General features: G+C 47.2%; 11 protein-coding genes. 7 read left to right on the top strand and 4 right to left on the bottom strand.

The genetic code is table 11. The features are described from left to right. The first annotated feature begins 32 nt into the window (after window positions 1-32). Both glyQ and glyS read left to right on the top strand, forming a co-directional pair. Entirely contained in the window at window positions 33-956 is a 924-nt protein-coding gene (glyQ, locus tag BM334_RS06585; protein ID WP_092839738.1) for a glycine--tRNA ligase subunit alpha, read from the top strand. 2 nt (window positions 957-958) lie between these two features. After that, window positions 959-3,028, top strand: coding sequence for a glycine--tRNA ligase subunit beta (gene glyS / locus BM334_RS06580; protein ID WP_092839735.1), 2,070 nt, complete (start codon window positions 959-961; stop codon window positions 3,026-3,028). A 111-nt stretch (window positions 3,029-3,139) separates the two neighbouring features. Here glyS and gyrB read toward each other — a convergent pair whose 3' ends face one another. From gyrB to dnaA, 4 genes are read right to left on the bottom strand one after another with little or no spacing between them, the layout of a single operon-like run. Further along, window positions 3,140-5,560 (bottom strand): DNA topoisomerase (ATP-hydrolyzing) subunit B, encoded by a 2,421-nt coding sequence (gene gyrB / locus BM334_RS06575; RefSeq protein WP_092839732.1) that lies wholly within the window; start codon window positions 5,558-5,560, stop codon window positions 3,140-3,142. An 11-nt stretch (window positions 5,561-5,571) separates the two neighbouring features. Then, window positions 5,572-6,654: a DNA replication/repair protein RecF gene (recF, locus tag BM334_RS06570; RefSeq protein ID WP_092839729.1), complete on the bottom strand. Its 1,083-nt coding sequence runs from the start codon at window positions 6,652-6,654 to the stop codon at window positions 5,572-5,574. 21 nt (window positions 6,655-6,675) lie between these two features. Then, window positions 6,676-7,776 carry a DNA polymerase III subunit beta gene (gene dnaN / locus BM334_RS06565; protein ID WP_092839726.1) on the bottom strand — a complete coding sequence of 367 codons (1,101 nt, stop codon included), beginning with the start codon at window positions 7,774-7,776 and terminating at the stop codon, window positions 6,676-6,678. Between the two features lie 48 nt (window positions 7,777-7,824). Further along, on the bottom strand, window positions 7,825-9,240 hold the full coding sequence (gene dnaA, locus BM334_RS06560) for a chromosomal replication initiator protein DnaA (protein WP_218155336.1): 1,416 nt from the start codon (window positions 9,238-9,240) through the stop codon (window positions 7,825-7,827). 289 nt (window positions 9,241-9,529) lie between these two features. Between dnaA and rpmH the strand changes: the two genes are divergently transcribed. Genes rpmH through mnmE form a run of 5 tightly spaced genes read left to right on the top strand, consistent with a single transcriptional unit; the run spans window position 9,530 to window position 13,342 of the window. Continuing rightward, on the top strand, window positions 9,530-9,664 hold the full coding sequence (rpmH, locus tag BM334_RS06555) for a 50S ribosomal protein L34 (RefSeq protein ID WP_055439485.1): 135 nt from the start codon (window positions 9,530-9,532) through the stop codon (window positions 9,662-9,664). Window positions 9,665-9,666: 2 nt separating this feature from the next. Next, the gene (rnpA, locus tag BM334_RS06550; RefSeq protein WP_092839720.1) at window positions 9,667-10,059 is read left to right on the top strand and encodes a ribonuclease P protein component; all 393 of its coding nucleotides are present in this window, start codon (window positions 9,667-9,669) and stop codon (window positions 10,057-10,059) included. Next, window positions 9,996-10,286 (top strand): membrane protein insertion efficiency factor YidD, encoded by a 291-nt coding sequence (gene yidD / locus BM334_RS06545; protein ID WP_092839717.1) that lies wholly within the window; start codon window positions 9,996-9,998, stop codon window positions 10,284-10,286. The genes rnpA and yidD overlap by 64 nt, the downstream gene beginning before the upstream one ends. Continuing rightward, entirely contained in the window at window positions 10,283-11,953 is a 1,671-nt protein-coding gene (gene yidC / locus BM334_RS06540; RefSeq protein ID WP_092839714.1) for a membrane protein insertase YidC, read from the top strand. Before yidD ends, yidC begins: the two co-directional genes overlap by 4 nt. A 15-nt stretch (window positions 11,954-11,968) precedes the next feature. After that, entirely contained in the window at window positions 11,969-13,342 is a 1,374-nt protein-coding gene (gene mnmE, locus BM334_RS06535) for a tRNA uridine-5-carboxymethylaminomethyl(34) synthesis GTPase MnmE (protein WP_092839711.1), read from the top strand. Window positions 13,343-13,354: the final 12 nt, after the last annotated feature.

Below are 13,354 nucleotides of genomic sequence, written 5' to 3'. Positions count from 1 at the left end.
ACTTTGGATTAAAAATCAGCACGAGATAACGCATGGCTAGTTACGATGTAAAAACGTTTCAAGGGCTAATACTTGCTCTGCAGGATTATTGGGCACAGCAAGGCTGCGCCGTTGTTCAACCTCTCGACATGGAAGTAGGTGCGGGTACCTTTCACCCCATGACCTTTTTGCGCTCGGTTGGCCCAGAACCAGCTAGCTTTGCCTATGTGCAACCATGTCGCCGGCCAACCGACGGCCGCTATGGTGAAAACCCTAACCGCTTGCAGCACTATTATCAGTTTCAAGTACTGTTAAAGCCTTCACCGTCAAACATTCAAGAGCTTTATCTCGGCTCGCTTGAAATGCTCGGTTTCGACCCATTGGTCCATGACATTCGCTTCGTTGAGGACAACTGGGAGTCACCAACTTTGGGCGCTTGGGGGCTAGGTTGGGAAGTGTGGCTAAATGGGATGGAAGTGACACAGTTCACCTACTTTCAACAAGTTGGCGGCTTAGAATGTAAGCCGGTAGCCGGCGAGATTACGTACGGCCTCGAGCGCTTAGCGATGTACATTCAAGGCGTTGATAGCATTTACGACTTGGTGTGGACCGACGGCCCGCGCGGCAAGATTTTATACGGTGATGTATTTCATCAAAACGAAGTCGAGCAATCGACTTATAACTTTGAACATGCGGACGTTGACGTTTTATTTGCCCGTTTTGACTCTTGCGAGAAAGAATGTGAGCACTTACTCGCAAACAATCTACCGTTACCTGCGTACGAGCAAGTCATGCGCGCATCTCATGCCTTTAACTTGCTCGACGCACGCCACGCAATTTCAGTAACAGAGCGTCAACGGTATATTCTGCGCGTCCGTACCATGGCCAAAGGCTGCGCAGAGGCCTATTTTGCCGCACGAGAAGCACTAGGCTTCCCGCTCGCGCAGTCATCGACAACCAACAAGCAAGGAGCTTAACCGTGCAACAGAATACGTTACTGGTTGAAATTGGCACTGAAGAACTTCCGCCAAAAGCTCTAAAAGGTCTTAGCGAAGCGTTTACCGAAGCCCTTAGCAGCTTGTTGAATGACAATGAGTTTTCATTCGCTGCGGTCAAATCTTTTGCGTCACCGCGCCGCTTAGCCGTGCAGGTAAAAGAACTCAGTGCTCAGCAAAAAGATAAAGTTGTAGAAAAACGCGGCCCTGCTGTCAATGTTGCCTTTGATGACAACGGCAATGCGACTAAAGCAGCCGAAGGTTGGGCTCGCGGTAATGGCATTACCGTAGCCGACGCAGAACGCTTAGTAACCGACAAGGGCGAATGGCTGCTATACAAAGCCGAAGTTAAGGGCCAGCCATTAGCCGAAGTGTTGCCTGACTTAGTTAACCAAGCCTTGAAAAAGCTGCCAATACCGAAGCCAATGCGCTGGGGTAATGGCACCGCGCAGTTTATTCGCCCCGTCAAAACCGTCACCATGATGTTTGGCGACGCAGTTATTGCCGGCACCGTGCTCGATGTACAGGCGGGTAACTACATTCAGGGGCATCGTTTTCACGCACCACAAGGTGCGACACTGGCGCATGCAGATGACTACGAAACAACGTTAGAAGAAATTTGGGTGATTGGCGATTTTGACAAACGTCGTCAACGCATTGTCGAAGGCATCGCGACGTTGGCCAACGAACTCAACGGTCAAGTTATTGAAGACAATGACCTTATTGACGAAGTAACCGCATTAGTTGAATGGCCGATTGCCCTCTCAGCGAGCTTCGACAAGAAATTCTTAGCGGTGCCTAAAGAGCCACTGATTGTCACCATGAAAGACGATCAGCGTTACTTCCCGTTAGAAGATGGCAAGGGCAATTTGTTGCCAGCATTTATTTTTATAACCAATATTGAGTCAAAAGACCCAGCACAAATAATTTCAGGTAATGAAAAAGTTGTTCGCCCTCGCCTGGCCGATGCACAGTTCTTTTTTGAAACCGACAAAAAGACAACGCTGGCAGCTCGCGTAGATGGTCTAGGCAATATTCTATTCCAAAAACAGCTCGGCTCAATCAAGGACAAATCAGCGCGCATTGCTCAAGTTGCCGCTGAAATTGCCAAGCAGCTTGAAACTGATGCCACGGTAGCGGCGCGCGCTGGATTATTGTGTAAAGCCGATTTGTCGTCGCAAATGGTGCTGGAGTTCCCTGAAACGCAAGGCGTCATGGGCATGCATTATGCGCGCCACGATGGCGAAGCCAAAGGCGTTGCAGAAGCAATTTTTGAGCATTACTTACCGCGGTTCTCAGGCGATGCCCTTCCAGCAACTAAAGCTGGCGCTGCAGTGGCCATTGCAGACAAACTAGATAGTCTGGTCGGTATTTTTGGCATCGGCCAAGTGCCAAAAGGTGACCGCGACCCCTTTGCCTTGCGGCGCGCTGCTATTGGTTTATTGCGTATTATTGTAGAAGGCAATTACCGCAGCTTAGATTTAGAGAAACTGGTAGCTGTGTCGATGGATAGTTTCGGTGCTGTGCTTACCGCAGATAACGTTAAAGCTGACGTGGTTGACTTCTTATTAGGTCGATTCCGCGCGTGGTATCAAGAACAAGGCATTGCGGTCGATGTTATTCAGGCCGTATTAGCCCGTCGACCGACCTCGCCGGTTGATTTTGATCAACGTGTACATGCTGTCACGGCCTTCCGCGAACTTCCAGAGGCCGAAGCATTAGCGGCAGCAAATAAACGCGTAAGTAATATTCTCGCCAAGGTTGAAGGGCAATTACCACAGGTTGTTACCGATTCGTTGTTGTCTGAAGCCCCAGAGAAAGATCTCGCTAAAGCCATTATAGCGGCACGTGATGCCTCTTCGGCTGCGCTACAGCAAGGCAACTATGCGGACGCATTGAAAGCCTTAGCAGCTCTGCAGCAGCCGGTCGACGTATTCTTTGAGAACGTGATGGTGAACGCCGATGACGACGCGGTTCGTCAAAATCGTTTAGCTTTATTGAATCAACTTCGCGAGTTGTTTTTGCAAATTGCGGATATTTCGATTTTAAATTAAACTAAACACATAAGATGCAGGTTAACTGATAACTGACCTTGTTTCTTTGTTTCCAAAAGTGAAAAAGGGAGCCTGCAAAGGCTCCCTTTTTTATTGCTCCCTCAGCGCTGTTTACACGTCTAGGTTTGCAACTTTCAACGCATTGGTTTCAATAAACGCACGTCGTGGCTCTACATCATCGCCCATCAATGTCGTAAACAATTGGTCTGCCGCAATCGCATCTTCAATGGTTACACGCAGCATACGGCGAGTTTCAGGATCCATGGTTGTTTCCCACAGCTGGTCAGGGTTCATTTCACCCAAACCTTTGTAACGCTGAATGTAAATACCACGCTTCGACTCGCTAATTAACCACTCAACCGCCTCGACGAAGTCATCAACCGGCTTCTCTTTGTCACCGCGACGTACAAAGCCACCCGCTTCAATCAAACCATTAATCTTCTCACCAATGGACACCAACTGATCGTAGTCGCGTGACATCAAAAACTCGAAGCTTAACGGGTATGGCGTATCAATACCGTGACGACGTACAGTCACCACAGGTAAATAAAGGCCGCGTTCTTCGTCATGCTGTACGGTAACTTTATAGGTCGCGGAATTTACTTCACGTGAAGTTAAGTCGCCTTCTAAGCTGCCCGCCCAGTCATTCATAGCTGATTGATTTTTAAGCTTATCTTCGGTCAAACGTGGTGCGTAAACCAAGCGTTGTAAGAAATCTAACGGCATACGGCGTGACAAGCGCGTTTTAATCGCATTTTGCACCAACTGGTAATCATTCACGAGTGACTCCAGGTGCTCACCAGTAATGCCTGGTGCGTCTTTGGTCACGTGCAATGAAGCATTGTCCAAAGCTAAGCTGGTTAGGTACTGAATCAAACCTGGGTCGTCTTTAATATAAGTTTCTTGCTTACCTTTTTTCACTTTATAAAGTGGTGGTTGAGCAATATACATGTAACCGCGTTCAATCAGTTCTGGCATTTGACGATAGAAGAAGGTCAACAGCAACGTACGAATGTGCGAGCCGTCGACGTCGGCATCGGTCATGATAATAATACGGTGGTAACGCGTTTTGTCTGGGTCATATTCGTCCCGACCAATACCACAGCCAAGGGCCGTAATAAGGGTTGCAACTTCTTGCGAAGACAGCATTTTGTCAAAACGTGCTTTTTCAACGTTTAGAATCTTACCTTTTAGTGGCAAAATAGCTTGGAATTTGCGGTTACGGCCCTGCTTCGCAGAACCACCCGCGGAGTCACCCTCCACTATATAAAGTTCAGACAATGCCGGGTCTTTCTCTTGGCAGTCAGCAAGCTTACCTGGTAATCCGGCTAAGTCTAACGCGCCTTTTCGGCGGGTCATTTCACGCGCTTTACGTGCCGCTTCACGGGCACGCGCTGCATCGATAATTTTACCAACAATAATCTTGGCGTCGCCTGGCTGCTCTAATAAATAGTCGCTGAGCTTTTCATTCATTGCTTGTTCAACAGCTGTTTTTACTTCTGAAGAAACAAGTTTGTCTTTTGTTTGTGAAGAGAATTTAGGGTCAGGTACTTTTACAGAAACAACAGCGGTTAAGCCTTCACGCGCGTCATCGCCAGTTGCGTTGGTCTTGAACTTTTTGTTCAAGCCTTCTTTTTCCATGTAAGTATTCAGCGTACGCGTTAACGCAGCACGGAAGCCGGCTAAGTGCGTACCACCATCGCGCTGTGGAATGTTGTTGGTAAAGCAATAAATGCCCTCTTGGAATGAGTCATTCCATTGCATTGACACTTCTACAGAAATTCCGTCATCACGTTCGCTGGTAAAATGGAAAACGTTTTGATGAATAGGATTTTTCGATTTATTCAAATACGCAACAAATGCTGAAATACCACCTTCGTATTTGAAATGATCTTGTCGTTCGTTACGCTCGTCTTTCAAAATAATTGAAACACCCGAGTTCAAAAACGACAGTTCGCGCAAACGCTTGGCTAAAATATCGTAGTGAAATTCAATATCGCTGAAGATAGTTGGGCTTGGCCAAAAACGAATTTCGGTACCGGTTTTTTCAGTATCCCCAATCTGCTCCATAGGAGCTACCGGGTCACCTAGGTTATACGTTTGTTGGTAAAGGTGACCTTGACGCTGGATAGTAAGTAATAGCTTATCCGACAAGGCGTTAACAACTGACACACCAACACCATGCAAGCCACCAGATACCTTATACGAGTTATCATCGAACTTACCGCCAGCGTGCAGTACGGTCATAATAACCTGAGCTGCCGACACACCCTCTTCTTCGTGAATATCAACTGGAATACCACGTCCATCATCGCGTACTGAAACAGAGCCGTCGGAATGAATCGTCACCAAGATGTCTTTACAGTGACCCGCTAACGCTTCGTCGATTGAGTTATCGACAACTTCAAATACCATGTGGTGTAAACCAGTGCCATCATCGGTGTCACCGATGTACATGCCTGGGCGTTTGCGCACTGCATCAAGCCCTTTAAGGACTTTAATACTGGACGAATCGTAATTATTTTCTGCCATAATCAGCTTCTCTATTGTTCCTTGACGGTTCCATGTTCCACGTGGAACATCTTTGTATCGTCTGTATTGAGTAATGAGTGAACCTCGCTACCGTCAATAGCCGATACAAACACCTGTGAATTCGATGCGACTAATGCGCCGCAAAATTTTTCTTGGCTAACAGAGTCCAACTCTGCCGTTATATCGTCAACTAAGAAGATACATTGTACGCCGGTTTTCTGCTGAAGGTATTCGCCCTGCACTAATTTTAATGCGGCCACCAATAACTTCAGCTGTCCTCTCGAAAGAAGATTTCGAACATCTTCCCCATTCGCTACAATCTTTAACTCGGCTTTATGAGGGCCTACCGTTGAATGACCATAGCGCAAATCTTGATCGCGATGCTTCACTAACGCATCGCTTAGCTCAGTGCCTTTTTCCCAGCCTGACCTTAAAGCAAAGTCAAACGAGTACATTGGCAAAAACGCTTTTAATCGCTCTCGCAGAACAGGTATAAACTCTTCCAAGTATCTTACTCGGTGCTGTTCCACTCGCTTACCGTAGTTTGCGAATTGCTCGTCCCAGTACTGATGCTCCTGATGAAATCGTTTCATCTTGAGCAAGCTATTACGATGTTTGAGTATTTTTGAAAAGTTTACCCAATCACCATAAAAGGAATGTTCCACGTGGAACACACCCCAATCAATAAATTGTCGCCTGACCTTTGGTCCACCTAACACAAGGTCGATACTTTCAGGCGTCATCAACTGTACCGGAACTAAGCGCGCAAGCGCTGAAAAACGTTTTTCTTTAGTTTGGTCTATACGCAACTGAACATCGCCGTTCATGTCGCGCTGGTAACCTACTTGATGTTGGCTACCATTTTGTTCGGTTACTCGCGCAAACACTGTAAAACGTTGTTGTTCGTTTTGTATTAACTGGCGAAATGTACCAGGCCGAAACGATCGACCAAAACCCAAACAATAAATCGCCTCAATTAAACTTGTTTTGCCGCTGCCATTTTGCCCAGAGATAATATTAATAGTTTTGCCAGGCGCAAGCTTCGCTGTTGAGAAATTGCGAAACGTGGTTAAGGCTAACGACTCAATGTACATACTACGCTAATAACGCCACAACTACAGGCGCATTGGCATAACAACATACAACGACGAAGCATCATCGTTATCTTCAATTAAGCCACTCGCGTCTGAGCTCGACAAGGTTAGTTTTACTTTATCGCCTTGAATGGTGTTTAACACGTCAATCAGGTAGCTCACGTTAAAGCCGATTTCTAATGGCTCACCCTGATATTCACACTCTAACACTTCTTCAGCCGTTTCTTGCTCCGGGTTATTGGCGGTTAAACACAATTCCCCAGAACTTAAGTTAACACGTACACCGCGATACTTTTCATTCGACAAAATTGACGCGCGCGAGCATGCCTGTTTAAGAACATCGCGTTCCGCCACAACAATTTTATCACCGCCGCTAGGTAGCACACGACGATAATCCGGAAAGCGCCCGTCAACCAATTTACTTGTGAAACCAATACCGTTGGTTTCAACGCGAATGTGATTATTACCAATGAGCACACGCACTTCGTTATCGGCATCATCAAGTAAGCGCAGTAATTCCATAACACCCTTGCGAGGCACAATAACCTGTCGAGCCGCCAAGTTAGGCTGACCGATATCGCAACTACTCATTGCTAATCGATGACCGTCAGTTGCCACAGTACGCAAAATATTCGCATCCGTTTCAAATAACATGCCGTTCAAGTAATAGCGTACGTCTTGATTCGCCATAGAGAAATGCGTGCGTTCCATCAGGTCTTTCAACACCGACTGGCTGGTCACCAACTGAATGTCACTATCCCAATCATCAATGTTCGGAAAGTCTTGAGCCGGCAGGGTTGCTAAAGTAAATTTGCTGCGCCCAGAACGTATCAGCGCTTTGTCTGCCGAAGCACTAAACTCCACCACTGCACCGTCTGGCAAACTACGAACAATATCGACCAACTTTTTCGCGGGTACGGTTACTGAGCCTCGCTCGCCGTTCTCAATAACACACGACGACACCAGCTCAACCTCTAGGTCAGTACCCGTTAGCCGTACCGAGTCGGTTTCTACCTGAATTAAAACGTTCGACAAAATTGGAATAGTATGACGACGCTCAACAGCGCCACTGACAACCTGAAGTGGCTTCAAAAAAGCATCACGATTGATGGAAAATTTCATGCCCACATTCCCCTGTTGTTATGTCCCTGCCACTTTCTGTTATACATCTTATGCCGAAAGCGTGCGGATTAAGTTTCGGTAATCTTCTTTTAAATCGTTCTGTTCATCTTTTAGCTTGGCAATTGTACGACAAGCGTGTAATACGGTTGTGTGGTCACGGCCACCAAAAGCATCGCCAATTTCCGGCAAGCTATGATTCGTTAGTTCTTTTGCCAAAGCCATTGCCACTTGGCGCGGGCGAGCAACTGAGCGAGTGCGGCGTTTGGAAAGCATGTCAGACATTTTAATGTTGTAATACTCAGCCACCGTTTTCTGAATATTATCAATAGTAACAAGCTTTTCTTGCGCCGCAATTAAGTCGCGCAACGCTTCGCGTACAAAATCAATCGTAATTTGGCGTCCGGTTAAATTCACGTTCGCCACCAAGCGGTTCAATGCCCCTTCAAGCTCGCGCACATTCGAACGTAACCGCTTCGCAATAAAAAACGCAACCTCATGCGGAAGCGTTATACCGCGCTCTTGCGCTTTGCGAATTAAAATTGCCACGCGGGTTTCTAGCTCTGGCGGCTCAATAGCTATCGTCAAGCCCCAACCGAAACGCGAGCGCAATCGATCTTCAAGGCCTTCGATTTCTTTCGGATACAAATCGCTGGTAAGAATGATTTGCTGGTTACCCTCAAGTAAGGCATTGAAAGTATGGAAGAATTCTTCTTGCGTGCCCTTTTTGTTCGAAAAGAAGTGAATATCATCAATTAATAACGCATCAACCGAGCGATAGTAGCGCTTCATTTCATCAATGGTGCCGTTTTTAAGTGCATTTACCATGTCTTGCACAAAACGTTCGGCACGCATATAAAATACCTTGGCGTCTTTTTTGTGCGCACGAATTGCGTTGCCCACGGCATGTAACAAATGCGTTTTACCTAAACCGGTACCACCATAAACAAATAACGGGTTGTACACACCGCCTGGGTTTTCAGCCACTTGATGGGCAGCCGCTAAAGCGAGCTGGTTTGACTTCCCTTCAACAAAGTTATCAAAGGTATACTCTTCGTCTATGTTTGACTCGAACGCCGGTGCCGGTGCGTCGGTTTGCGTCCAAGGGGTTGCACGTTTGCTGCGCTGGCTAACAGGTTTATCTGCTGACGTACCTGAACTGCTGGCCTCACGCGTAGAATCTGAACTTGTATTAGTAGCGACAGCTTTCTTTTCAACGCCGCCTACACGAAATGAAACGCGCGGATTTTTCTCGCCACGTTCTTTTGCAAGCTCAGTAAGATAATCATTGATGGTGTTGAGGTACTTGTCTTTGATCCAGTCCACAACGTAAGCATTTGGGGCGTATAGCGTAAGAACGTCGTTATCGACTTCCGATTGCAACGGGCGGATCCAAGTATTGAAATTTTGAGCGGTCAATTCGCTTTGCAGTCTATCAGCGCATAATTGCCAAAGCGATTTATTCACACCTGTCTCCCGTTCTTGTCGCATGTTGTTTTAGTTATGTGCAGTATTGAGCCGATCGTAACCGATCCTTTATAATATGTACCTGCAGGACTCATTTGATTGTACTAAAAGAGACCTAGGATCGCTAGCTTTTAAGGCAAATTTACCCAACGAGTTAAGCGCTTTTATCCACAATAATAACTGTTCTTATTCGTTGTTTGTGGATAGCTTTTTCCGTTGACTTTGATCCTTTTAACCGTTAGAATTCGCGCTCTAAATTTTTAGGTAACCCGAATACGGAAGTAACGTCATGAAAAGAACATTTCAACCAAGCGTATTGAAGCGCAAGCGCACTCACGGTTTCCGTGCTCGTATGGCAACGAAAAACGGTCGTCAAGTGTTGGCTCGCCGTCGTGCCAAAGGCCGTAAAGTTCTGTCTGCATAATATTGAAGCAGAACCTCTCTTACGGGCGGGAGTTACGTCTTTTAACTCCCGCGCACTTTCAAAAAGTCTTCGATAATCCCCCGGTGAAAGCTGTCACAGCTGAACTCACCATGCTCGCTACCCCAAATAATCTCGACCATGCACGCATTGGCATTACGCTATCTAAAAAGCGTGCCAAACGCGCAGTTGATCGAAATCGCATAAAACGCAAGATTCGCGAGAATTTTCGGTTAAAACAGCATAAAATACCGGCATTCGATATTATCGTGATTGGAAAAAACGGCGTTGTTGATCTTTCACAAGAAGAACTCCAACAACGTTTGGATTACTTATGGCGAACTTTAAGCAAGCGTTGCGCGCAATACCTATCGGCTTCATCCGCCTCTACCAGCTAATTATTAGTCCGCTGATAGGGCCTCGATGCAGATTTACGCCGACCTGCTCGCAATACGCCATCGAAGCAATCCAAAAGCATGGTATGATGCGAGGCTTCTGGTTAGCCAGTAAGCGTATTCTGAAATGCCATCCGGGGCATCCCGGCGGCTTCGACCCGGTTCCAGGCACCGAGCCATGTGAAGCGGAAACAAAGATTCAAAGTAAAGCAGAGACGAAGGACTTATGAATTCGCCACGTTCTATCTTGTTCATAGCTTTTTTGGTAGTTAGCTTTTTTCTCTACCAAAATTGGCTAATTGATACCGCGCCAGCGGGCACACAAAAACCTGCACAAACACAATCATCGACTAATGACACAGGTGTTCCTAGCGCTAGCTCTATGCCCGCGTCATCAGACAGTGCCGTACCAGAAGCCTCAGATGCTGGAATGCCTAGTACGGCCGTAGCAAGCGCTAGCCAGCGAGTTCGTGTTAAAACTGACGTGCTAGACGTTGTTATTGACACCCACGGCGGTGATGTCGTCAACGCGCAATTGCTGCAGTTCGCACAAACCCAAGATAGCCCAGAGCGTTTTGAGTTGCTTCATTCAGATCCAAATAAACTCTACATTGCTCAGTCTGGCTTGGTTGGTGCACACGGCACCGACTCTGCTGAAGGCCGCCCAATGTTCCACGTAGAACAAAGCAGCTATGAGTTAAAAGGCGACACTTTAGAAGTGCCTCTGCACTTTACGCAAGAAGACGGTAGCAAAATTACCAAAACCTTCGTATTCAATAAAGGCTCTTACGCTGTTGATGTGGTTTATACCATTCAAAACGCTGCAACAACGCACAAACAAATGCAACTTTACGCGCAGCTTAAGCAAGTCATGACTGAAGGTTCAGGCAACATGATGATGCCAACCTACAAAGGTGGTGCGTATTCATGGGATGAAGACCGTTACGAGAAATACGCATTTGATGACATGCGCGACCAACGTTTAAACCGAGCAACCGAAACCGGTTGGGTTGCAATGCTTGAGCATTACTTTGTGGCCGCTTGGATTCCGCGCGGCGAAGGTACCAAGCAGTTGTTTTCTCGCGTTATTGGCGGTGACCAAGCCATTATGGGCATGATGTACCCTACCGCTACGGTAGCCCCTGGTGCCTCTGCTGAACTTCGCTCGACATTGTTTGTTGGCCCGAAAGACCAAGACGCTATGGCATTAGTTGCCGAAGACCTAAACCTAACCGTTGATTACGGCTTCTTGTGGTGGCTAGCACAACCAATTTTCAAATTGCTTCAGTTGGTACAAAGCCTATTAATTAACTGGGGCCTTTCGATAATCGCCGTCACAATTATCATCAAGACATTCTTGTACCCGCTGACTAAAAAGCAGTATGTATCGATGGCAAAAATGCGCATGATACAGCCGAAGATGACTGCTTTGCGCGAGCGCTACGGCGACGACCGTCAGAAAATGTCGCAAGCCATGATGAAGATGTACAAAGAAGAAAAAGTAAACCCGTTAGGCGGCTGTTTACCTATGCTTCTGCAATTACCAATCTTCTTAGCTTTGTACTGGGTACTGCTAGAAAGTGTCGAGTTGCGTCACGCACCGTTATTCCTGTGGATTAACGATTTGTCGGCCAAAGACCCATACTACATCCTGCCAATTCTTATGGGTGTGTCGATGTTTGTGATGCAGAAGTTGCAACCAACTCCTGCAACAGACCCAATGCAACAGAAGTTACTACAGTACATGCCGGTTATCTTTACCGTGTTCTTCCTGTGGTTCCCTTCGGGTCTGGTACTTTACTGGCTAAGCAGTAACTTAATTACCATTGGCCAAATGCAGTGGATTTATCGTGGCCTTGAGAAAAAAGGCATGATGGAACGCCGCAAAAAGAAATAACTTAGGTAGTAACCAATGGAATTTGAGCTAACCAACGACACCATCGTCGCACAAGCCACCCCTCCGGGGCGTGGCGGTGTCGGTATCGTCAGGGTTAGCGGGCCAGCGGCAAAAACTGTCGCTGAGCGTATGTTGGGCTACTGCCCGGCACCGCGCAAAGCCGAATACCTACCATTTAAAGACCTAAAAGGCGCAGTGCTCGATGAGGGCATTGCGCTTTTCTTTCAGGGCCCAAACTCTTTCACTGGCGAAGACGTTCTTGAGTTACAAGGTCACGGCGGCCCTGTACTTATTGATATGATCATCAAGGCTATTCTGGATTTTCCAGATGTACGCCCTGCACGGCCTGGCGAATTTAGCGAACGCGCGTTTTTAAACGACAAACTAGATTTAACTCAAGCTGAAGCCATTGCCGATTTAATTGACACCACCTCTGAGCAAGCCGCCAAAGCAGCGCTGCAAAGCCTACAGGGCGGTTTTTCGTACGAAATCGATCAACTAGTGGACCAAGTCATCCACTTACGTATGTACGTTGAGGCCGCTATTGATTTTCCCGACGAAGAAATTGATTTTCTTAGCGATGGCAAAGTTGCCGGCGATTTAGAAGCTATTATCGATCGCCTACACCAAGTGATGGTACAAGCCAAACAAGGCACCCTGCTGCGTGAAGGTATGAAAGTGGTCATTGCTGGGCGACCTAACGCCGGCAAATCGTCCCTATTGAATGCGTTGGCTGGCCGCGAATCGGCAATCGTTACCGCCATTGCCGGCACCACACGCGATGTACTTCGCGAGCACATTCAAATTGATGGTATGCCACTGCACATTATCGACACAGCGGGCTTGCGAGAGAGTCCCGACGAAGTTGAGCGCATTGGTATTCAGCGCGCTTGGGACGAAATTCGCGGCGCCGATCGCGTATTGTTTATGGTCGATGCAACCGAAACCGATGCCGTTCACCCCGCCGATATTTGGCCAGAATTCTTCGAGCAACTACCCGATGACCTGCCATTTACCGTTATTCGTAACAAGGTCGACCTCAATGCTGAGCCGGTGGCTATTGAAGACATTGGCGGCATTCCAGTGCTCCACCTAAGCGCCAAAACCGGCCATGGCATTGAACTATTACGTGAACATTTAAAACATAGTGTGGGTTATACCGCGACCAGCGAAGGCAGCTTTATGGCGCGGCGGCGTCACCTTGATGCACTTGAACGTGCCCGTGAGCGCTTAAGTATTGGCCAAGAACAGCTTGAAATGAATCTGGCCGGCGAGTTACTCGCTGAAGAGCTGCGTATTACCCAACAACACCTCAATGAAATTACCGGCGAGTTCACTTCTGACGACTTGCTAGGCAAAATTTTTAGTAGTTTTTGTATCGGCAAATAGCCTCACCACAAC

Origin of the sequence: Pseudidiomarina donghaiensis (assembly GCF_900116895.1) — a bacterium.
In the GTDB taxonomy this organism is placed as follows: Bacteria; Pseudomonadota; Gammaproteobacteria; order Enterobacterales; family Alteromonadaceae; genus Pseudidiomarina; species Pseudidiomarina donghaiensis.
The sequence above is the reverse complement of the archived record's forward strand: the minus strand, read 5'-3'. Positions and strand labels throughout refer to the sequence as shown.